Source organism: Citrobacter amalonaticus (genome assembly GCF_001559075.2).
Classification (GTDB): Bacteria; Pseudomonadota; Gammaproteobacteria; order Enterobacterales; family Enterobacteriaceae; genus Citrobacter_A; species Citrobacter_A amalonaticus_F.
In genome coordinates this window covers 1,985,710-2,006,362 of the sequence record NZ_CP014015.2, presented here as the reverse complement: position 1 = coordinate 2,006,362, position 20,653 = coordinate 1,985,710, and the positions used below count along the sequence as shown (strand labels likewise).

At 47.7% G+C, this 20,653-nt stretch carries 23 protein-coding genes; 7 read left to right on the top strand and 16 right to left on the bottom strand.

The genetic code is table 11. From position 1 onward, the window contains the following. The first annotated feature begins 80 nt into the window (after nt 1–80). Genes rfaD through rfaC form a run of 3 tightly spaced genes read left to right on the top strand, consistent with a single transcriptional unit; the run spans nt 81 to nt 3,038 of the window. A complete protein-coding gene (gene rfaD, locus AL479_RS09625) occupies nt 81–1,013 on the top strand; it encodes an ADP-glyceromanno-heptose 6-epimerase (protein ID WP_042998615.1) in 933 nt (310 codons plus the stop codon). 12 nt (nt 1,014–1,025) lie between these two features. Next, entirely contained in the window at nt 1,026–2,072 is a 1,047-nt protein-coding gene (gene rfaF / locus AL479_RS09620) for an ADP-heptose--LPS heptosyltransferase RfaF (RefSeq protein ID WP_061075914.1), read from the top strand. A gap of 3 nt (nt 2,073–2,075) precedes the next feature. After that, complete coding sequence (gene rfaC, locus AL479_RS09615; protein WP_061075913.1) at nt 2,076–3,038, top strand: lipopolysaccharide heptosyltransferase RfaC; 963 nt, start codon at nt 2,076–2,078, stop codon at nt 3,036–3,038. Between the two features lie 834 nt (nt 3,039–3,872). Here rfaC and AL479_RS24215 read toward each other — a convergent pair. From AL479_RS24215 to rfaQ, 12 genes are all read right to left on the bottom strand, one after another. Then, complete coding sequence (locus tag AL479_RS24215; protein ID WP_420535890.1) at nt 3,873–4,073, bottom strand: hypothetical protein; 201 nt, start codon at nt 4,071–4,073, stop codon at nt 3,873–3,875. A gap of 81 nt (nt 4,074–4,154) precedes the next feature. Then, the gene (locus AL479_RS24210; RefSeq protein ID WP_420535889.1) at nt 4,155–4,220 is read right to left on the bottom strand and encodes a hypothetical protein; all 66 of its coding nucleotides are present in this window, start codon (nt 4,218–4,220) and stop codon (nt 4,155–4,157) included. 126 nt (nt 4,221–4,346) lie between these two features. Continuing rightward, nucleotides 4,347–5,423, bottom strand: a complete 1,077-nt coding sequence (locus AL479_RS09605) for a glycosyltransferase family 9 protein (protein WP_061075911.1) — start codon at nt 5,421–5,423, stop codon at nt 4,347–4,349. A 37-nt stretch (nt 5,424–5,460) separates the two neighbouring features. Then, complete coding sequence (gene waaZ, locus AL479_RS09600; RefSeq protein WP_061075910.1) at nt 5,461–6,315, bottom strand: 3-deoxy-D-manno-oct-2-ulosonate III transferase WaaZ; 855 nt, start codon at nt 6,313–6,315, stop codon at nt 5,461–5,463. A gap of 180 nt (nt 6,316–6,495) precedes the next feature. Next, nucleotides 6,496–7,194, bottom strand: a complete 699-nt coding sequence (gene rfaY / locus AL479_RS09595; RefSeq protein ID WP_061075909.1) for a lipopolysaccharide core heptose(II) kinase RfaY — start codon at nt 7,192–7,194, stop codon at nt 6,496–6,498. Between the two features lie 13 nt (nt 7,195–7,207). Beyond that, nucleotides 7,208–8,224 (bottom strand): glycosyltransferase family 8 protein, encoded by a 1,017-nt coding sequence (locus AL479_RS09590; RefSeq protein WP_061075908.1) that lies wholly within the window; start codon nt 8,222–8,224, stop codon nt 7,208–7,210. Nucleotides 8,225–8,244: 20 nt separating this feature from the next. After that, nucleotides 8,245–9,258, bottom strand: a complete 1,014-nt coding sequence (gene waaO, locus AL479_RS09585) for a lipopolysaccharide 3-alpha-galactosyltransferase (protein ID WP_061075907.1) — start codon at nt 9,256–9,258, stop codon at nt 8,245–8,247. 5 nt (nt 9,259–9,263) lie between these two features. Then, the gene (waaB, locus tag AL479_RS09580) at nt 9,264–10,361 is read right to left on the bottom strand and encodes a lipopolysaccharide 1,6-galactosyltransferase (RefSeq protein WP_061077956.1); all 1,098 of its coding nucleotides are present in this window, start codon (nt 10,359–10,361) and stop codon (nt 9,264–9,266) included. A 42-nt stretch (nt 10,362–10,403) separates the two neighbouring features. Then, entirely contained in the window at nt 10,404–11,345 is a 942-nt protein-coding gene (locus tag AL479_RS09575) for a glycosyltransferase family 52 (protein ID WP_061075906.1), read from the bottom strand. 23 nt (nt 11,346–11,368) lie between these two features. Next, nucleotides 11,369–12,166: a lipopolysaccharide core heptose(I) kinase RfaP gene (gene rfaP, locus AL479_RS09570; protein ID WP_061075905.1), complete on the bottom strand. Its 798-nt coding sequence runs from the start codon at nt 12,164–12,166 to the stop codon at nt 11,369–11,371. Then, nucleotides 12,159–13,283, bottom strand: coding sequence for a glycosyltransferase family 4 protein (locus AL479_RS09565; RefSeq protein WP_061075904.1), 1,125 nt, complete (start codon nt 13,281–13,283; stop codon nt 12,159–12,161). The genes rfaP and AL479_RS09565 overlap by 8 nt, the downstream gene beginning before the upstream one ends. Further along, nucleotides 13,280–14,350 (bottom strand): lipopolysaccharide core heptosyltransferase RfaQ, encoded by a 1,071-nt coding sequence (gene rfaQ / locus AL479_RS09560; protein ID WP_071887609.1) that lies wholly within the window; start codon nt 14,348–14,350, stop codon nt 13,280–13,282. Before rfaQ ends, AL479_RS09565 begins: the two co-directional genes overlap by 4 nt. A gap of 411 nt (nt 14,351–14,761) precedes the next feature. Between rfaQ and waaA the strand changes: the two genes are divergently transcribed. Both waaA and coaD read left to right on the top strand, forming a co-directional pair. Beyond that, nucleotides 14,762–16,039: a lipid IV(A) 3-deoxy-D-manno-octulosonic acid transferase gene (waaA, locus tag AL479_RS09555; protein WP_044263542.1), complete on the top strand. Its 1,278-nt coding sequence runs from the start codon at nt 14,762–14,764 to the stop codon at nt 16,037–16,039. Nucleotides 16,040–16,047: 8 nt separating this feature from the next. Beyond that, nucleotides 16,048–16,527 (top strand): pantetheine-phosphate adenylyltransferase, encoded by a 480-nt coding sequence (gene coaD / locus AL479_RS09550; protein WP_061075903.1) that lies wholly within the window; start codon nt 16,048–16,050, stop codon nt 16,525–16,527. 25 nt (nt 16,528–16,552) lie between these two features. On the opposite strand, the gene mutM is transcribed toward coaD, so the two are convergent. From mutM to radC, 4 genes are all read right to left on the bottom strand, one after another. Then, entirely contained in the window at nt 16,553–17,362 is an 810-nt protein-coding gene (mutM, locus tag AL479_RS09545) for a bifunctional DNA-formamidopyrimidine glycosylase/DNA-(apurinic or apyrimidinic site) lyase (protein WP_061075902.1), read from the bottom strand. A 98-nt stretch (nt 17,363–17,460) separates the two neighbouring features. Then, complete coding sequence (gene rpmG / locus AL479_RS09540) at nt 17,461–17,628, bottom strand: 50S ribosomal protein L33 (protein ID WP_003024094.1); 168 nt, start codon at nt 17,626–17,628, stop codon at nt 17,461–17,463. Nucleotides 17,629–17,648: 20 nt separating this feature from the next. Then, nucleotides 17,649–17,885, bottom strand: coding sequence for a 50S ribosomal protein L28 (rpmB, locus tag AL479_RS09535; RefSeq protein ID WP_002436699.1), 237 nt, complete (start codon nt 17,883–17,885; stop codon nt 17,649–17,651). A 266-nt stretch (nt 17,886–18,151) separates the two neighbouring features. Beyond that, nucleotides 18,152–18,817, bottom strand: a complete 666-nt coding sequence (gene radC / locus AL479_RS09530) for a RadC family protein (RefSeq protein ID WP_061075901.1) — start codon at nt 18,815–18,817, stop codon at nt 18,152–18,154. 172 nt (nt 18,818–18,989) lie between these two features. Between radC and coaBC the strand changes: the two genes are divergently transcribed. Together coaBC and dut are read left to right on the top strand one after the other, a co-directional pair. Next, nucleotides 18,990–20,210, top strand: coding sequence for a bifunctional phosphopantothenoylcysteine decarboxylase/phosphopantothenate--cysteine ligase CoaBC (coaBC, locus tag AL479_RS09525; protein ID WP_105291814.1), 1,221 nt, complete (start codon nt 18,990–18,992; stop codon nt 20,208–20,210). After that, nucleotides 20,188–20,646: a dUTP diphosphatase gene (gene dut / locus AL479_RS09520; protein ID WP_061075899.1), complete on the top strand. Its 459-nt coding sequence runs from the start codon at nt 20,188–20,190 to the stop codon at nt 20,644–20,646. The genes coaBC and dut overlap by 23 nt, the downstream gene beginning before the upstream one ends. Nucleotides 20,647–20,653: the final 7 nt, after the last annotated feature.

The following is a 20,653-nucleotide window of genomic DNA, read 5'->3' as shown; positions in this document are numbered from 1 at the left end:
AGCCAACGCTATGTAGTGATATGATAAGAGGTATTCGTGTCTGAGATTGTCTCTGACTCCATAATTCATAGGTTACAGTTATGATCATCGTTACCGGCGGCGCGGGCTTTATCGGCAGCAACATCGTTAAGTCCCTGAATGATAAAGGCATCACCGATATCCTGGTGGTGGACAACCTGAAAGACGGCACCAAGTTTGTTAACCTGGTGGATCTGAACATTGCCGACTATATGGATAAAGAAGATTTCTTAATCCAGATTATGGCGGGCGAAGAGTTCGGCGAGATCGAAGCCATTTTCCACGAAGGGGCCTGCTCTTCCACCACCGAGTGGGACGGCAAGTACATGATGGATAACAACTATCAGTACTCCAAAGAGCTGCTGCATTACTGCCTGGAGCGCGAAATTCCGTTCCTGTATGCCTCTTCCGCTGCTACCTATGGCGGTCGCACTTCTGACTTCATCGAATCCCGCGAATATGAGAAACCGCTGAACGTCTACGGCTACTCCAAATTCCTGTTTGACGAGTATGTGCGTCAGATCCTGCCAGAAGCCAACTCGCAGATCGTCGGCTTCCGTTACTTCAACGTCTACGGACCGCGTGAAGGCCATAAAGGCAGCATGGCGAGCGTAGCTTTCCATCTCAATACGCAACTCAACAACGGCGAAACGCCGAAGCTGTTTGAAGGTAGCGAGAACTTCAAGCGTGACTTCGTGTACGTCGGCGACGTGGCGGATGTCAATCTGTGGTTCTGGGAGAACGGCGTGTCCGGCATCTTTAACCTGGGTACCGGTCGTGCAGAATCCTTCCAGGCGGTGGCAGATGCTGCGCTGGCATACCATAAGAAAAGTGAACTCGAGTACATTCCGTTCCCGGAAAAACTGAAAGGTCGCTATCAGGCATTTACTCAGGCCGATCTGACCAACCTGCGCGCTGCGGGCTACGATAAGCCCTTCAAGACCGTTGCCGAAGGCGTAACGGAATATATGACCTGGCTGAACCGCGACGCGTAAGGCAGGCAATCTATGAGGATTCTGGTGATTGGCCCGTCCTGGGTGGGCGACATGATGATGTCGCAAAGTCTCTATCGCACGCTCAAGGCGCGCTATCCCCAGGCGATAATCGACGTGATGGCACCAGCATGGTGCCGTCCGTTGTTATCGCGGATGCCGGAAGTCAACGAGGCCATTCCGATGCCGCTCGGTCACGGCGCACTCGAACTCGGCGAACGCCGCAAACTGGGTCACAGTCTGCGTGAAAAACGCTATGATCGTGCTTATGTGTTGCCCAATTCGTTTAAATCAGCGCTGGTTCCTTTCTTTGCCGGTATCCCTCACCGTACGGGCTGGCGCGGTGAAATGCGCTACGGCCTGCTTAACGACGCGCGCGTACTGGATAAAACCGCCTGGCCCTTAATGGTCGAGCGCTACGTGGCGCTGGCTTACGACAAAGGCGTGATGCGCACAGCGAAAGATCTGCCGCAGCCGCTGTTATGGCCGCAGCTCCAGGTGAGCGAAGGTGAAAAGTCGTTAACCTGCAGCGCGTTTTCGCTTTCTGACGAACGTCCGATGATAGGTTTTTGCCCCGGCGCGGAGTTCGGTCCGGCAAAACGCTGGCCGCACTACCATTATGCGGAACTGGCGAAACAGCTCATCGATGAAGGCTATCAGATAGTGCTGTTTGGCTCGGCGAAAGATCATGAGGCCGGAAACGAAATTCTGGCGACATTGAGTGATGAACAACAGGCGTGGTGTCGTAACCTGGCGGGCGAAACACAGCTCGAACAGGCGGTCATATTGATTGGCGCGTGTAAGGCTGTTGTCACTAACGACTCCGGCCTGATGCATGTCGCCGCGGCGCTGAATCGTCCGCTGGTCGCCCTCTATGGTCCGAGCAGCCCGGATTTCACCCCGCCTCTGTCACATAAAGCACGCGTAATTCGCCTGATAACGGGCTATCACAAAGTACGCAAAGGCGATGCCGCCGAAGGCTATCATCAGAGTCTGATCGACATTACGCCGGCGCGCGTACTGGAAGAACTCAACAGTCTGTTACTGCAAGAGGAAGCCTGACGAATGCGGGTTCTGATCGTCAAAACGTCCTCAATGGGTGATGTGCTACATACCCTGCCGGCACTCACGGATGCGCAACAGGCTATCCCGGATATTCAGTTTGACTGGGTGGTTGAAGAAGGGTTTGCGCAGATACCGTCCTGGCATGCCGCGGTGAACCGTGTCATCCCCGTGGCGATTCGCCGCTGGCGTAAAGCCTGGTTTTCCGCGCCGATTAAAGCAGAACGCAAAGCCTTTCGCGATGCCGTACAGGCTGAGCACTATGACGCTATCATCGACGCCCAGGGACTGGTGAAAAGCGCGGCGCTGGTCGCGCGTCTGGCGCACGGGGTTAAACACGGCATGGACTGGCAAACCGCGCGTGAACCGCTGGCCAGCCTGTTCTATAATCGCCGCCATCATATTGCCAGACAACAGCATGCCGTAGAGCGTACACGCGAACTGTTTGCAAAAAGCTTAGGCTATCAAAAACCGGCGTCGCAGGGCGATTATGCCATTGCGCAGCATTTCCTTACCTTCGGAAATACGGATGAACAGCCCTATGCCGTATTTTTGCATGCCACAACGCGCGATGATAAGCACTGGCCGGAGGCAAACTGGCGAGCGTTAATCGGTCTGTTGGCTGACAGTGGGATAAGCATTAAATTGCCCTGGGGTGCGCCTCATGAAGAAGCACGGGCGAAGAGGTTATCTGAGGGATTCGCTCACGTTGAAGTATTACCGCGAATGACGCTGGAAGGCGTCGCACGCGTGCTGGCGGGAGCAAAATTTGTCGTTTCAGTCGATACGGGGTTAAGCCATCTGACCGCCGCACTCGATCGACCTAACGTCACGTTGTACGGTCCTACGGATCCAGGGCTTATTGGTGGTTACGGGAAGAACCAGGTGGCGTGTCGTGCGCCAGGAAATCAATTAGCAATGCTAAATGCTGATTCAGTCCGCGACGAACTATCATCATTATTATAAAGGTAATTGAATGCCAACCTTGAGTCTTATCAGTCCCTGGCGTCACTACGCCACAAAGACGTCTTCAGCACTGGAAGTGACAACCTATTTGCTCTGTGCCATCACGCTGATTGTTGCAATGTTTGATAATACGCTAAGCATGAAGTTATATAATGTTACGGCGATATTGGGTCTGTTGGCGCTGCTATTACGCGGTAAACCTGAAAGCTATTCGGTACAGTACTGGTTGCTGCCGCTCGCTATTTTTATCATCGGCGCGCTGGACGTCGCGTGGTATTCCGCCTTTAAGGTTGATCACTCTCCCTTTCGCGCGACCTATCACAGTTATTTGAACACGGCGAAAATCTTTCTCTTTGGCGCTTTTCTTACTTTGCTGGCGCTGACGTCAAGAATTCGCTTTAAGAAAGAGTTACCGCTTTATATCCTGTATTCGCTGTCATTCTTTATCGCGGGATATGCGTATTATATAAAAGCGACCACTGGCATAATTCGTCTTGATTTTGGCATTGGTTCGGCTACGGGCGCAGCCTACTCCATTATGTTTGTCGGAATTGTCAGCGGGATATCGATTCTCTACACCCAGCGGAATCATCCGATATTATTTTTACTGAATGCCATCGCGATATTCTATGCCCTGGCACTTACCCAGACGCGCTCCACGCTGTTGATCTTCCCGGTGATTTGCGCGCTGTCGTTGGTTGCCGGGTATATCAAGTCGCCAAAGAAACTCTTCTTTTCAGTCATTGGCTTTTTCATCGCGTTGGTTGTGCTGATTGCCTTGTTTAGTAAGCCGATTTATAACCGCTTCCACGAAGGTGTGTCGGATCTGACGCGCTATAGCCAGGGTAATAGCAAGAGTTCTCTGGGTGCACGTCTGGCAATGTACGAAATTGGCTTCGACATCTTTAAAGAGGCTCCGCTCGCGGCGAGATCCGCCGATACACGGGCCCAGCGAATGACAGAACTCGCAACTGAGCATAAATATCTACAAGGCGCGCTGGAGTTTTCGAATGTCCATTTACATAACGAGTTTATCGAAGCCGCTTCACTGAAAGGGATCGCCGGCGTCCTGTCGACACTGTTATTCTATATCGCGCTGTTCTTTACGGTTTATTATCACCGTTCGCTGGGGCTTTTTGCGTTAACGCTAGCGATCGTCGGAACGGGGCTCAGTGATGTCATTCTCTGGTCTCGTAGCGTGCCAATCATCTTAATAACCGCGATCGTTTTAATGCTTTTCCTCAAGAAAAATCGATTGCACGGCGATATTGCGCCACAATAAGCTGACCATCAGAAGTGAGCTATCACTCACTTCTGATGTTTCGACAGCAACCCCTCTACCGATTCAGTCAGAACCTTCAGGCTAATATCCTTTACCGTATACGTCGGAGAGACCACCTGTAACGCATTGCAGTTATTCGGTGCCCAGATCAGGTGCGAGGGGTAGGTCGTTTGTCGCGCATTTGGATAAAGTGCGAGCGTAGGAATTTCATATGCCGATGCAATATGGACCAGTGCGGTATCCACGGAAATCACATACTGACTGAATTTTGTCAGTGCAACGGTATAAATGAATTCTTTAAAGGGCAGAGATTCAATATCCGGTATTGCAATAGCGCGAATATCTTCGGCTAAGCCGGTAAAAATAACCCGGTAATCCGGATGCTGTTTACGGAGATGCGAATAAATCGTACCGATCTGCTCATCAGACAGTCGACAGATTTTCTTTGCCCCTAGCGCATTGATAATAATTACTTTTGCGTCGCCAACAAAATTCAGAACATCCTTTTCAACCGACTCTGGTAACGGTAAATCATAACTCACATCAAATTCATGACTTTCATCGCCATAAAAATGACGCAGTATCTCACTGGCCCGTGTACACATGTGCGCCGTTAACTTCTCATCATGCGGATGGTAAACGGTATAGTAACGTTTATACCACTTATCAAAACCCAGGATATGAGCGTGTCTGACACCCGACAGCAACAGGCTATGACTAAAGGAAGGCATAGTTTCAAAGGGGTCAAGTACGATATCGAAAGATTCGCGGGAAAGACGTTTACGTAATGCCAGCACATCGCTGATAGCATTTGATTTTTTAATATAAAACTGATGTATCCGGCTATTACCAGAAAGAAACGCTTTCCCCGTTTCTGTGGTTAATATTGACAGTTGTACACCACGATTAGTCAGTTCGCGATACAACGAACTCAATACGATTAAATCGCCTAACTTGTTGTTATCATGGATTAGCAAGCAGGTCTGAATCTTATCTGCATTAATTTTTGCATTCTTTTTGCTGGCGAAGAAAAATGACAAAAAATTAATCTTAATTTTATTAATGCAGTATCTTTTTTTCTTATGAAAAGCACCTAAACCCATGCGAGTTACCACACTACAAATAAAAAAGAGGTTAATACTAACTTACATAAGAATCGGCACGATCGTGAAGACCATGCGCATTGTTCATGATGTGCTGTCTGGAAGGTAACGTTGCGACATCCGCTGCCTTGATATAGGGAATAATATCGTAGCTTATGGCGGTATCGTCAGACAGATTATAAATATTAAAGTCGTCAACATTCTCACACATAAACTGGAAAAATGGCAGAATTTTGACTAAATCCTTGCTCAGTTCAGAAGGCATCGGATTGCGACTCTCATCATAAAAACGCGCACAGCTCCCGGTGATGTCTAATCCGGAACAGATCGTGTTGTCATAACCTAATGAATACGCTATCTGCATCGCCGTATACGCCACAGTATGGCATGAGCAGTAGCCTGAACTGATATCCTTACTAAACCCAACCAGTCTTTTACGTTTAGAAATGGGCACTCGAATCAAGAGATGCTTATTCCATTTTGAAAGCATTTCCAGCTTCAGTTTCTTGAAAAAGCCGCCTTTTTCACGCTTATAAAATGCGCGTAAAATCAAACAATGAGTCCGCATATATTTCTTATCTTCTTCGGTAGCGGCTTCATAAACATCCATATTGACGACAGTAAACTTGCTCGCCCGGCTAAATTGATAAAAATCGTGACGTCTTTGTAGCAAAAAACGCGCATCTGTTAAGACATAAATGAAGGGAGTAATACTATTACTGAGCAAGTATTCCGCGGCGCCGTTAACGGTAATGACATCATTGTTCTGCAAAAGAGAAAGCGGTGTCCCTCGGGAGGTGGGTCCCGATAAGAAAATGATCACGTTATCAGATGTTCTGTTGGCAATAAGTTGCTGAACACCTGCTCGAGTTATAAACTTAACATTACTCATATGAAACCTGTAGGTTTGTCATGCAACTTAAATCACGATGAATCTTTGAGGAAAGTGTTCATGGTTTATCTTTAGCGAGGATGAACAAACCAGGCCGCCCAGATTTGCTCATAAAATATACAAACTCATTTTTGCATTTAGAACGACCAAAAGCAATATTCTAAATAATCACATTGAAACTTAGCGCACACTTTTACCTTTCAGACGGCGCAGGAAATTTCGCCACTTTTTCTTATAAACCAGGAGATAAAAACCCAGGTCTTTTCTATTATTTTCAATACCATAGTGGCGTTCTAAATCAATACGATCTTTCGCCATTCTCTGTCGGGAAGGTCTTTTTCCGGACAGATCGATTATTCTTATTTCATCATTTTGTAATATGAAGTTACCTTTATGCGGATCACCTGAGACCATACCATGCCGATGCAACCCTTGAATGGACTGCTTTATCTTCTCTTTCACATCAGCGGAGATGACGGGCAGGTCAACCAGTTCAACACCCTCGATATACTCAATGATCATTATGTAGGTATGCACATAACGCAGGGTCTTCACTTCGGCAAGCAAATAAAAGTCATTTAAGGCGTCAAAACCTTCCTGCCGCACACGATCGGTCTGGTAAAAAAGCTTTTCGTAGTAATCCCCTTTAACCAGCGACTTAAAGAATCGCTCAGTATTTTTTACTTTAGGGTGAAATACTTTCAGGATATATTTTCCATGGTCAGTATCAACTAACACGACCTTGGTATCTTCAATACTACGAAAGACTTTTAATACTTTAAGATTATATGTTAAAAAATCATTGAAAATATCAATGTATTTTTCGCCGTCTTGTTTTACAAATACTGTATAGTTTTTAATTTTTGTTTCAGTGATCATAATTATAAAGGTATTATTTCGCTAAAATTTTACGATAGAGGTACGCTGCACCCGCAATCACTCCACGCAGATAATGTTTCTGAACCAAAAGATGTTTATATCTTTTTTTATACTCAACCATCGTCCGTGCATCTTTGGCAGGAACATCTTTCCACGGTGATTTAATAAAAGCAGTGGTATAATAAATCACGGAAGGATAATTTGCCCAGGCATGCCAGGGTTTTGTTGCCCCTGTATAGTGAATCAGTTTTGTATCAGCATGGATAACATTTAAATATTTTTCATGCGTCTTATCGTTTAATTCACTTTTAATAGTATAAATTGTATTATATTCACGAGGTAAAAAATACACTTTATCACGCAGCAATATATTCAGGACATCCTGATCTGGATATTTAAAAAAGGTTGCACTCCCATCATTGCCTGTCAAAAGCGACAACGCCCTTGCCGTTAATTGATTCTCAGCCCATTGTCGGAGGTTTATCAAGACAACACCGGAGTTGAAATATTGGCCCTGTAGATTAAAAGAGGGAAGTCTTTCATTTACCCTGGACTGAATGGAGTCAACATCCTTTACCACAGCAGCGACGTTATCATTGAGATCAAGGTCCAGAAGATAATCCAGAGAACCTTTGCAAATGACATCAGCATCAAGATACAACAATTTATCCAGTTTATGATGCAAATAATCAAAAGCGAAAAGTCGAAAGTACATGGCTCTTGACCAGACCTGTGTTTTCGGCAATACCTCAAGGCATTTGACATTGATAAGATATAATGAAATTTTTATCTTATGCTCGTGCACCAGCGCTTCAATCTTATCAACGAAGCTTTGTGTATATTTGTCGCAGATAATATGAAAAGCAACATTAATATCATTATGAATTAGCACCGAAGTAATCGATACCCCGACACCATCAAGATAGTTCTCATCAATTCCATAAGAGATATTTAATGTGTTACCATTATTATCATAGCGCTCATCAAAAACTTTATATTCTGCTATCTCTATTTCAGGAAATGAGTCCACTGCGTCACCTATAATTATTTTTATTTAATAATTTTGCTTTTAAAGTAAAGGGCATAATCGACCAGACCAGAAAAATATTGCTTCTGGTTGAACATATGCTTCGCCGCATAACGCAACTGATGACTATTTTTAGGTTTCAGCAATTCAACATTACACCAGGGTGATAACTTTTTCGCATTCAAAAAACTTTGCGCAATGGGGTAGTTGCCCCATTGATGCCAGGGCTTAGTCGGCCCAATATAATGAATGAATACCGTGTTTTCATCCACTGGGTTAACCACATCATGCTTTAATTCGTAATTGATGCTGAATTGGGTATTAAACTTCTTACCAATAAAACGCGCCTTGCCAACCAGCAACATATTCAGTACATCCTGGTCCAGGTGAGTGATACACTGTACCACATCCGGATCGCGTAACATTTCGATGGCCTTGCGGGAAATATCCTCAGCGGTCCAGACAGGTAGGTTAATCAGCAAAAAGCCCGCATTAAAGTAGCCAGAAACCAGTCCCGGCGTTGCCAGACTGACTGAGCGCTTCGTCCACCACTCTGACTCGCCCTCTGCTACCACGGCCGCAATTTCATGTTCAGCAAACTGGAGGTCAATCAGTTCTTGTACACTTCCCTGACAGGCAATATCCGCATCCAGATACAGTACTTTATCCGTTTTTCCCGCGAAGTGGTCGGCGATAATAAACCGGAAGTACGTTGCATATGACCAGTTTTTAGTACTCGGTAATGATTTCAACTGCTCGCAGTCAACGAGATACACCACAATTTGGGTGGCATATTGCTTTGCCAACGCATTAAATCGCGTCTGTTCCTCATTGCTAAATGAGTCAGTAAAGACATGAAAGGCAAACGAAGTATTGGGGTTAGCAATCAGTATCGACGCAATGGACACACCACAACCAAAAAGGAAGTTCTTGTCAATGCCATAGGCAATATTAAACTTATCAACATCACTATGTTCTGCATAGTTATAATCTAAAGTCTGCTGAATGACTTTTGCTTCAAAATACGTTTGAGTCATAGTGATCACTTATTGATTTTGGAGAATATCGCACTTCTTAAATGTTGAAAATAGACTTCATTATAGAAGTTATCTATCGTCTCAGGAATCAGATGACTATCATACTTCATTTGACCAGAGAGGATTTGGTTGATCAGATGAGTAAACTGTTCAAGATCGTTCGGCGGATACAAATCGCCATTGATACCTGGTTTGATCATATCCCGTGGACCAGACATACAGTCAGAGCTAATGCACGGAATGCCATACGACATGGCTTCCAGCAGGGTCATCGGAAAGCCCTCGAATGATGATGTCAACAACAGTGCCGTGACGTTCTTTATCTTGTTTTGCACCACATCCCAGGGAGAGACCTGCCAACCATGCCAGGTTATACGCTCGTCAATACCCAGTTCTCGTCCATAGGACTGACATTTTTCAAAATCTGAACCGTCACCAACCACATGCAACCGCCATTCGCCTTCTGCATGGGATAATCCATCCAGCAGGTCCTTAATTCTTTTTTGCCCTTCAAACTTCATCCTTCCGACATACAGAAAGACCGCGGGTTGGCCTTTTTCTGGTTGCGGAATAATCTCTGATTTTCTGGAAACGGGATTATAAACAACGGTAATGTCCTTTTGATCAATACCCCGCGCGATCATCTGTTGTTTAATACCGCTACTGATTGCCAGATGATAATCAGCCCAGCTAACACATTCGGCGTGTTTTTTATGATCCAGAGAAAAATGTGGCCAGGAGAATATCGTAAAATTTTGGCCTGATTTCTTCCGCGCTTTACTGGCAAACAGGCAAGACAGCACATCAATACAGATCACCACATCGGGTTCTGTTTTCTTTAGCCAGTGGCTAAACGTATGGATATGCTTTGCCCGACGTAAAAAGCCCAGACGGATAGTGGAGAAAGAGCATGAATAGTTAATACCGCTTAACCATGCCTTATCCATTTTGTCATGTCGGCAAAAGAAAAACATCTCACACTGGATTGCAGAATGTTCGGCCTGAAAGTTGTTGATAACATCCCGGATGACCGTTTCCATTCCACCAAACCCGGACACAGCTTCGCCAATAAATGCGATTTTTAACCCCGTTCGAACCGGCATTTCATTCATATATGATTACGGTCTCTCTTCTTGCCATCGTTATTATAATTCTACATCGTTAAAGTTAAATCCAAGATGATGATTGAAGCATTCCTTTAATAGAGGACTTTTTAAATTATAGTTTTCAATGAAAGGTATATTACTTAGATTAATTTGTGCTGTTGTGTTAAATCCATATAATTCAAGTCGTAAGCCTTGCTGTAAAAACGCTAATACAATATCTTCTGCTATTAATTCAGAGTTAATATTTTCAACATTGCTGAATTGATATGATAACTCTCTTGGATGAGGGATATAGTAATCTATTTTCCTGTCATCGATAAAACTCTGCACTTTTTGTATTAAAGATAACACGCCGTGTTTCTTATCAATTGCATCCGAATAGACAGTACCCAGTAATATTTTTTTAACAATACTTGTTCCGGAACTTACACTATTGTAGCAAATTAATGTAATCGCTTCTTTTTTTTCTATAATATTAGGTTTTTCTGGAAATAAAGTATAATGTATTCTGTCGAGCTTAAGGATATCCTCTTTATGATACTTCCTGCCCATCAGTCTTCGAAAACATTTCGACGCAAATGAAACTGAGGAATCCAGATACATCACGCTTTTTTTATTTATATTATTCGTTCCATCATCGAATGTTCTTATCTCATCGAAAGAAATCACCGATAGTATATGGTGAATAAGTGGCACATGAAAATTCGCAAAGAAAACGACGTCATATTTTTTCTTATATGTCATCATCATTTTCTTTGCATACAATGTCCTTTTTAATGTTTTAAAAATTGATGTTTTCTTTGCATTGGCTTCGAGACTAACATGCTGACACAATGGTTTTAATTTATTTAAATAACAAACATTTTTTCCATTTCCGACGTCACCAATAAACAATAGATCAACATTATTCAGCTGCTCCTTTTCAATAATAGCTTTTGCAATAAGCAACTGCAAATTAGTCATGCATATGAAGAGAAACATTTAGCCTCTTTCATCTTAAAATATTATAATTTTTTCCTCAGTGTTCGTTCTTTTATTCGCTCTGCTTTTACTTCTGCCTGGATTAACAGGTCTGCTTCATTACGAAATATATCACGTAATGGAGCCGAAAAATAAACCCGCATAAACCGCCAGATATCCCGCTGTGTCAATCCGATGTTTAGCGACGAAAAATAGAGGCCAATCAGGTCTTTATCACGCCAGCGGCGAGGAACTTTCGTACGAATCTGTGCCCTGTGTAGATCAATAACCGAAATCTTTAAGTCTTCTTTATTGCCTGAAAAAGGCAGATGCAGCAGGAAGTGGCAGATATAGCAATCACGGTGATTGATCCCGCCTGCATGCATCTTGCGCACCATCGTGGCCACGCGGTCAATAAGCATCCACTTGACGTTGACGTCCGGTGGATTCGTTGCCCAATCCGCACAATAGTCTTCCAGACTGATGGTCGGCGTGAGATCTTCGGTAATAATGAACGACGTTTTGGTCAGAGGGTTGAGCCCCTTCTCACCAAACCCAACGCCATACATCGTATCCACGCCTAAATCCTGGAGGCGATGAATTGCATTCCACTCTCTGTCGGCGCCCAAAACCGGCATCCGCAGTGAGAGAAGGTTTTTGACAATCTCCTTGAGAGAAGTACCCCGATGCCATTTAAGGAAATAGCTTTTCCCCGCCAGTTCAAATCGCAGCGTACGCCGGGTTTCCAGTTCCCTGAAGACCTCACCCTGCAGCGTTTTGACTTCCTCAAACGCATCTTTCCCGCGCCATAATGTGGCTAACGGTTCTTTCAATTCAACCATCCAGACCACCTGTAATAATGTCCGCCGCCTTTTCCGGCAGACTGTACAAATCTTGCGTATCCGCATAATGCCGCGCGTTTTCTGCCCATGCTGTACGCAATGACGGCTGGGTCAGCGCTTTACGCAAAATGTCGTTCAACGCGTCCTGCCGCCAGGGTTCTTCAATGACATCGCCACAGTTAGCCTGCGCAATATAATGCGCATAGCCGCAAACGGCAGAGGTCAACACTGGCAGGCCAGCAGTAATCGCCTCCAGCAGAACAATACCTGCCGCTTCCTGATAGGCCGGGTGCAGTAACAAATCCGCAGCGGCCATTAACTCCGCGACATCATTGCGCCCGGAGAAAAAGTGCACATTACTGCGCACGCCGCGTTTTTCTGCCAGTGCTTCAAATTTGCGAGGCTTATCCTGACCGACAATATATAAAAGCGTGTTATGCCGCAGCGCGGCCGGCAGTGACGCAAGCGCTTCAATCGAACGATCCACCCCTTTGCGGGTAAAATCAGAGCCGACCTGCAACAGTAAGTTTTGCTGCTCCGAAATACCGTTCTTCTGGCGAACGATTTCACGGGCATTCGGGATTTGCGCACTGTATTTTCTGTCCGGATAAATCCCCGGAGGGAGAATATGAAAACGCTCCGCTTCGGTTTGATAATGCTTCTGGAAATCAGCAATCTGCGTATCCGTCAGCATTAATAACTGCGTCGGTTTACCCTGCTCAAACGTTGCCCGTTCAAACGCCGCATAATGGCGATAACGGGAGGTCAGACGATAGAAAAAGCCTTTTTCCTGTGCCACCTTTTCGGCGTAACAGACATCCGCGGCAAAATAAACGTCCAGACCCGGCATCTTGTTAAACCCCACGACCCTGTCAACGGGATGCTCACGCAAATGCGCCTGCACCCAGGCATAATATTCCGCATTACGCCCATGGTTGGTCCGCGATTTAACCGGTACACGAATGAGCTCAAAAGCATCCGGACATTCTCCGTCCCACGATTGAGTATAAATACGGACCTGATGACCTCGAGCTGCGACGGTTTGCGCAATGCGCATAAAGTCACGTTGTAATCCGCCGAACGGAAAATACTTATACAAACAAAAAGCCACGATCATACTGGCGCATCCATTTCGATAATTTGCGCATTCTGCGGCAACAGTTTTTCCGTTGCCGCAATCACATCCTCAGCGGGAATAACGGACATATATTTTTTGTTACGGTCCAGTTCAGATCGTTTAGGCATGGGCTGATAGTCACCTGCCCAGAACTGAATAATATTGTCAGTCCAGGGGCGCCAGAAGACGTGGTCTGTCGCGCCAAACAGACATACCACCGGCGTTTTGACCGCCGCGGCGATATGCCCAGGGGCTGAATCAACGCCAATAAAAAGGGCGGCATGATCAATCAGCGCGCCTAATTCCGGGAATCGGGTTTTGCCTGCCAGCCCGGTTACCGGTTTGGTTTCGCACCCCAGCGCAATCTCTTCCACACAAGCTAAATCGTCAGCAGAAGGGCCGGACGTCAGCACCACCTGATAGCCACGACGCTCAAGAGCATCAATGACGCGGGAAAATTTGTCATTATCCCAGCACTTAAATAACTGCCTTGCCGTGGGTTGAATCACCACATACTGATGCGTCACGCCGAGCTGGCGCAACTGTCGACGCATATTTTCCCAGTGTTCAGGTCGATAGCTCATGGTCGTTTCAGTAACAATATGCTCCAGCCCCAGCGGTTTGAGTGCTGACAGCGTACGTTCGACAACGTGTTCGCCGGAATAGGGAACGAGATGGGTAAAACTCTGTTTCCAGAATGCAGACTGCCGGTTGGCGAAATCCTGGGATATTTTTACTCTTGCGTGCAAAAAACGAACAATCAGCGCCACAATCCACTGATCGGTCAGGTTGATGACCAGATCATATTGGTTGTTGCGTAAGGTCTTAATCAGCGAAAGCGTATTTTTAATTTTTTCTGCCGCTCCCGTCCCCTTATTACTGATGCCATAGAGGGCATTAATCTCGGGGTTTTCCGACAAAATAGGCATCGTATCCTGGTAAAGAAGCATATCGATTTTGGCGTCAGGATAGTTCTGCTTCAGCGTACTGATAACGGGAGTGGTTAATAGCATATCCCCGTGGAAACGCATCTTGATGACCAGAATTTTTCGAAAAGGCTTTTCCACACGCGACTCTTTTGTTGTGATTGTCCGATAAAGTTAAGCAGAAAACAGCACGCTACCGCCCCAGGCTCAACAGCTACCCGATCACTGATATTGCACTGACTTTTACGCGCTAGTGTATCACTTCTTTCGCTGCGATCCGACTCGAATAAATTAACCGCAAAGCGGATACTTTTCTTTTTTAAATCAAATTGATATTAATCTGAACATCGCTTTTTTCGTCACCGATTGAATCGGCTAACAACGGCAGAGGCAGTAAAAATCAATAAATGGCATAAAAATGCAAAAAATCAGAGCCGGGCTGGCGGAATTAGTCGGACTTAAAGCTATTTAAGTCAAAAACAGGAAAAGTAATGGTAAAGCCCTGGCTAAATACATAGAATCCCCAGCACATCCATAAGTCAGCTATTTACTATGCTCGAATTGCTTTACACCGCCCTTCTCTACCTTATTCAGCCCTTGATCTGGATACGGCTTTGGGTGCGCGGACGTAAGGCCCCGGCCTACCGTAAACGCTGGGGTGAACGCTACGGTTTTTACCGCCGCCCCCTGAAACCGGGCGGTATTATGCTTCATTCCGTCTCTGTCGGAGAAACACTGGCAGCCATTCCTTTGGTTCGCGCCCTGCGACATCGCTACCCCGATCTGCCGATCACCGTCACCACGATGACGCCAACCGGCTCCGAGCGTGTCCAGTCTGCCTTCGGCAGCGATGTTCAGCACGTCTACCTGCCTTACGATTTACCCGATGCGCTGGGTCGCTTCCTGAACAAGGTTGATCCCAAGCTGGTGCTGATTATGGAAACGGAGTTGTGGCCGAACCTGATTGCCGCGCTGCATAAACGCCATATTCCACTGGTCATCGCCAATGCGCGTCTTTCCGCCCGCTCCGCTGACGGTTACGCGAAGCTGGGGAAATTTATCCGCCGAATCCTCCGTCGTATTACGCTAATTGCCGCGCAAAATGAAGAGGATGGTCAGCGCTTTGTGACGCTGGGCGCGAAGAACAATCAAGTGACCGTCACCGGCAGTCTGAAGTTCGATATTTCCGTAACGCCACAGCTGGCCGCAAAGGCCGTTACGCTGCGTCGCCAGTGGGCGCCGCATCGCCCGGTGTGGATCGCAACCAGTACTCATGATGGTGAAGAGAGTATTATCATCGCTGCCCATCAGGCATTGTTGCACCAGTTCCCCAACCTGCTGTTGATTCTGGTCCCGCGTCATCCGGAACGCTTCCCGGATGCGATTAACCTCGTGCGTGAAGCCGGACTAAGCTATACAACACGTTCCTCCGGCGAAGTTCCCTCGGCCAGTACCCAGGTGGTTGTGGGAGATACGATGGGTGAACTGATGCTGCTTTACGGCATTGCGGATCTGGCGTTCGTCGGAGGATCACTGGTTGAACGTGGCGGACATAACCCGCTGGAAGCTGCGGCACACGCGATTCCTGTGCTGATGGGACCTCACACCTTCAACTTCAAAGATATCTGCGCCCGTCTGGAGCAAGCCAGCGGTTTGATTACGGTCACGGATGCCACAAGCCTCGCCAAAGAGGTTTCCTCTTTACTGACCGATGCCGATTATCGTAATTTCTATGGTCGTCACGCAGTTGAAGTTCTCTATCAAAACCAGGGTGCGTTACAGCGCCTGCTACAGCTGCTGGAACCTTATCTGCCACCGAAAACGCATTGAGGGCTGTTATGCAAAAACGGGCGATTTATCCAGGTACTTTTGATCCGTTGACGAACGGCCATATCGATATCATCACGCGTGCTACGCAGATGTTTGACCATGTCATTCTGGCGATTGCGGCGAGTCCCGGTAAAAAACCGATGTTCAGCCTTGAAGAGCGCGTTGCGCTGGCTAAGCAGGCCACTGCCCATCTGTCTGGCGTTGAAGTGCTGGGCTTTAGCGATCTGATGGCCAACTTTGCGCGTGAGCAACAGGCCAACATCCTGATTCGTGGATTGCGCGCCGTCGCGGATTTTGAATACGAAATGCAGTTGGCCCACATGAATCGTCATTTGATGCCAGAACTGGAAAGCGTCTTTCTGATGCCTTCTAAAGAGTGGTCCTTCATCTCATCGTCACTGGTGAAAGAAGTGGCCCGACATCAGGGCGATGTCACCCACTTCCTGCCCGAGAATATTCATCAGGCGCTGTTGGCTAAACTCAAATAGCGTCCCGGAGCCGGGACGCCCCGCCTTACTTCTGGCACTGACGGCAATAGAACGTCGCACGTTGCGCGTGTTTCGATGCTACGATCGGCGTTCCGCACACTCTGCATGGCTCACCTTTGCGGCCATAGACCTGTAACTCCTGAGCAAAATAGCCCGGTTTACCATCGCTTTGCAGAAAATCTTTCAGCGTCGTTCCCCCTTGTTCTATCGAGCGCAGCAGAACGGCCTTAATCACGCGCACCAGCAGTTCATATTCAGCCGGCGACAACGACGACGCCAGACGGTCAGGATGAATACCCGCAGCAAACAGGGATTCACTGGCGTAGATATTTCCGACCCCCACGACCAGCTTGTTATCCATCAACCAGGGTTTAATCGCCGTTTTCTTCTTCGCGCATTTCTGTTGCAGGTAGTCGCCGTTGAAATCGTCACTTAGCGGTTCAGGGCCAAGATGCGCCAGTACGTTGTGCCCTTCCAGTTCTTTTGTCCACAGCCAGGCGCCAAAGCGACGGGGATCGGTGTAGCGCAGGACTTTACCGTTACTCATCACTAAATCGACATGGTCATGTTTTTCTGCCGGAAGTTCTTCAGCAAGGATACGTAAACTACCTGACATCCCCAGGTGAATGATGATCCAGCCATCGGGTAGCTCCAGCAGAAGGTATTTTGCACGACGCTGAACGCTGAGCACCGGTTTGTCGCTCAGACGGTAGATCTCTTCTGATACCGGCCAACGCAGACGTCCATTACGCACATTGGCATGCAGAATGGTTGCCCCGACCAGATGCGGTTCAATACCGCGGCGGCTGGTTTCGACTTCAGGTAATTCAGGCATAACGTCTCCGGCTTTGTATCAGGTCTCACTAATATGGGGATGGCCAGAAAACAAAAAACCCCGCCGAAGCGAGGTTTTTCATTACAGCAAAGCGAGAATTACTTAATTTTCGCTTCTTTGTAGAGAACGTGCTGACGGACAACTGGATCGAATTTTTTCAGTTCCAGTTTTTCCGGCTTAGTACGTTTGTTCTTCGTGGTGGTATAGAAGTGACCAGTACCAGCAGAAGAAACCAGCTTGATCTTCTCACGAATACCTTTAGCCATGATTTATTTCCTCTTAGTACTTAGTACTTTTCGCCACGGGCACGCAGTTCAGACAGAACTGTATCGATGCCTTTCTTATCAATTACACGCATACCTTTAGCAGATACACGCAGGGTGACAAAACGCTTTTCGCTCTCAACCCAGAAACGGTGAGAGTGCAGGTTAGGCAGGAAACGGCGTTTAGTCGCGTTCAGTGCGTGGGAACGGTTGTTACCGGTCACCGGACGCTTGCCAGTAACTTGGCAGACTCGGGACATGTCTATTCTCCAAAAATCAAATTAGCTCGAGCTTCGTATGGGGTATCGGCGCCTCGTCAGGCTTTACAGCCCGGTCATCGCGGTTCTACACCTCACCCTTCAGGCTGCCTTAACGCAACGTGAATGATTGGGCGTCTAAGTGAACACTCGATTGCCAGGCCCAAATGCCAAACCCGAGATTCTCAAAGGTGGCGTAGTATACGCTGAGTCAGCGATGTGCTCAAGTCCCGAACAGACAAAGATCCCGATGGATCGCGCAAAGTGCGTCAAATCCAACCACGTTCCGCAAACGAAACGTACTCTCCGCGTCCAATGACAAGGTGATCAAGCACACGGATATCCATGAACTGACAGCATTTTACGACACGCTCGGTGATAAGTTTATCCGCTTTACTCGGCTCTGCACACCCCGACGGATGATTATGAGCAAGGATCACCGCAGATGCATTGATTTTTATCGCTTCACGAATAATTTCACGCGGATGGATCTCAACATGGGTGAGTGTGCCAGAGAAAAGGCGGCTATGTTTAATGACATGGTGTTGGGAATCAAGAAAAACCACCATGAAAACTTCACGCGCTTCTCCCGCAAATTGACTCTGCAAAAAATCCCGGGTTAACACCGGGCTAAGTAACGGGTTCGTGCCTTTTATTTGCACTTCATAAAAGCGCCGGGCCAGCTCCGCGATACCTTTAAGCTGTGCATACTTTGCTACGCCAATCCCTGTCACGGCGCTGAATTGAGAGTAATCCGCCGTCAACAAGCTATAGAGAGAGCCAAAATGTTCCAGGATCTCTTTTGCCAGCGCAAAGACATCTTTCCCGGGCGTTCCGGTCCGTAAGAAAAGCGCCAGTAGTTCGTCATCCGTCAGCGTATCGACCCCAAGCGCTAACAGTTTTTCCCTCGGCAGCACATATTCAGCAATTTCCATCCCACCCCTCCTCATGCCAGTACGCATGGTGGCATGGCCCGGTGGGGGAATCGACGTACAATTTTCACTCCTGCGTAGCGCCTCGCAAAGTGATTCATGGGTGAACGCACGACAGTTTACGGATTGTGATAAAATATCCGCCTTCTGGTGTAATCCAACAGGAATGATCATGATGAGCCTGGCCGGTAAAAAAATCGTTCTCGGCGTCAGCGGCGGCATTGCAGCCTACAAAGCCCCTGAACTGGTGCGTCGTCTGCGCGAACGCGGCGCTGATGTCCGTGTGGCAATGACCGAGGCGGCTAAAGCCTTTATTACCCCACTCAGCTTACAGGCAGTCTCCGGGTATCCCGTTTCCGACAGTCTGCTGGATCCCGCAGCAGAAGCCGCAATGGGCCACATTGAGTTGGGGAAATGGGCCGACCTGGTGATGCTCGCCCCGGCCACCGCAGACCTTATCGCGCGGGTTGCAGCCGGCATGGCAAACGATCTGGTGTCCACGATTTGTCTGGCTACCCCTGCGCCCGTTGCCGTTTTACCAGCAATGAACCAGCAGATGTACCGGGCTGCGGCAACTCAGCATAATCTGGACGTTCTGGCTTCCCGCGGGCTGCTCATCTGGGGACCGGACAGCGGCAGCCAGGCATGCGGTGATGTAGGACCGGGCCGTATGCTGGATCCCTTAACGATTGTCGATATGGCCGCGGCACATTTCGCCCCTGTCAACGATCTGCAACATCTCAACATCATGATTACCGCGGGCCCGACGCGTGAACCGCTCGATCCGGTACGCTACATTTCCAACCACAGCTCCGGCAAAATGGGGTTTGCCATCGCCGCCGCCGCCGCCCGCCGTGGGGCGAACGTTACGCTGGTTACCGGCCCCGTATCATTACCCACGCCGCCCTTTGTGCAGCGTGTTGATGTAATGACCGCTCTGGAGATGGAAGCGGCGGTGCAATCCGCCGTCCAACAGCAACATATTTTTATCGGCTGTGCAGCCGTAGCAGACTATCGCGCCGCAATTGTCGCCCCGGAAAAAATTAAGAAACAAGCGACACAAGGTGATGAATTAACAATAAAAATGGTCAAAAACCCAGATATCATCGCCGGGGTTGCCGCACGTAAAGACCATCGCCCCTATGTCGTTGGGTTTGCCGCGGAAACGAATAATGTGGAAGAATATGCCCGGCAAAAACGTATCCGTAAAAACCTTGATTTGATCTGTGCAAACGATGTTTCGCTTTCAACTCAAGGGTTTAATAGCGACAGCAACGCTTTACACCTTTTCTGGCAGGATGGAGATAAAGTCTTACCGCTTGAGCGCAAAGCACTCCTGGGCCAATTATTACTCGACGAGATCGTGACCCGTTATGATGAAAAAAATCGACGTTAAGATTCTGGACCCGCGTGTCGGCAAGCAATTCCCGCTGCCGACGTATGCCACCTCCGGCTCCGCCGGACTTGACCTGCGGGCTTGTCTCGATGACGCCGTAGAACTGGAGCCGGGCGCAACCACACTGCTGCCAACCGGGCTGGCTATTCACATCGCCGATCCGTCTCTGGCTGCCGTCATCCTGCCGCGTTCTGGCCTGGGCCATAAGCATGGTATCGTGCTGGGCAACCTGGTGGGGTTGATTGATTCTGACTATCAGGGGCAGCTAATGGTGTCCGTCTGGAACCGTGGTCAGGACAGTTTTACCATTGAGCCGGGCGAACGTATCGCACAGATGGTCTTTGTGCCAGTCGTGCAGGCCGAATTTAATCTGGTGGAAGAGTTTGATGCCACCCACCGTGGTGAAGGCGGTTTCGGCCATTCCGGTCGTAAGTAAGAAAGTT

Coding starts and splice junctions, on each gene's coding strand:
- rpmG (WP_003024094.1), bottom strand. CDS start 17,628: ATGGCTAAAGGTATTCGTGAGAAGATCAAGCTGGTTTCTTCTGCTGGT.
- AL479_RS09565 (WP_061075904.1), bottom strand. CDS start 13,283: ATGATCGTGGCTTTTTGTTTGTATAAGTATTTTCCGTTCGGCGGATTA.
- waaB (WP_061077956.1), bottom strand. CDS start 10,361: ATGCCGGTTCGAACGGGGTTAAAAATCGCATTTATTGGCGAAGCTGTG.
- radC (WP_061075901.1), bottom strand. CDS start 18,817: ATGGAAATTGCTGAATATGTGCTGCCGAGGGAAAAACTGTTAGCGCTT.
- waaA (WP_044263542.1), top strand. CDS start 14,762: ATGCTCGAATTGCTTTACACCGCCCTTCTCTACCTTATTCAGCCCTTG.
- mutM (WP_061075902.1), bottom strand. CDS start 17,362: ATGCCTGAATTACCTGAAGTCGAAACCAGCCGCCGCGGTATTGAACCG.
- rfaF (WP_061075914.1), top strand. CDS start 1,026: ATGAGGATTCTGGTGATTGGCCCGTCCTGGGTGGGCGACATGATGATG.
- coaBC (WP_105291814.1), top strand. CDS start 18,990: ATGAGCCTGGCCGGTAAAAAAATCGTTCTCGGCGTCAGCGGCGGCATT.
- waaO (WP_061075907.1), bottom strand. CDS start 9,258: ATGACTCAAACGTATTTTGAAGCAAAAGTCATTCAGCAGACTTTAGAT.
- AL479_RS09605 (WP_061075911.1), bottom strand. CDS start 5,423: ATGGGTTTAGGTGCTTTTCATAAGAAAAAAAGATACTGCATTAATAAA.
- coaD (WP_061075903.1), top strand. CDS start 16,048: ATGCAAAAACGGGCGATTTATCCAGGTACTTTTGATCCGTTGACGAAC.
- rfaC (WP_061075913.1), top strand. CDS start 2,076: ATGCGGGTTCTGATCGTCAAAACGTCCTCAATGGGTGATGTGCTACAT.
- waaZ (WP_061075910.1), bottom strand. CDS start 6,315: ATGAGTAATGTTAAGTTTATAACTCGAGCAGGTGTTCAGCAACTTATT.
- AL479_RS09575 (WP_061075906.1), bottom strand. CDS start 11,345: ATGTTTCTCTTCATATGCATGACTAATTTGCAGTTGCTTATTGCAAAA.
- dut (WP_061075899.1), top strand. CDS start 20,188: ATGATGAAAAAAATCGACGTTAAGATTCTGGACCCGCGTGTCGGCAAG.
- rpmB (WP_002436699.1), bottom strand. CDS start 17,885: ATGTCCCGAGTCTGCCAAGTTACTGGCAAGCGTCCGGTGACCGGTAAC.
- rfaD (WP_042998615.1), top strand. CDS start 81: ATGATCATCGTTACCGGCGGCGCGGGCTTTATCGGCAGCAACATCGTT.
- rfaP (WP_061075905.1), bottom strand. CDS start 12,166: ATGGTTGAATTGAAAGAACCGTTAGCCACATTATGGCGCGGGAAAGAT.
- rfaY (WP_061075909.1), bottom strand. CDS start 7,194: ATGATCACTGAAACAAAAATTAAAAACTATACAGTATTTGTAAAACAA.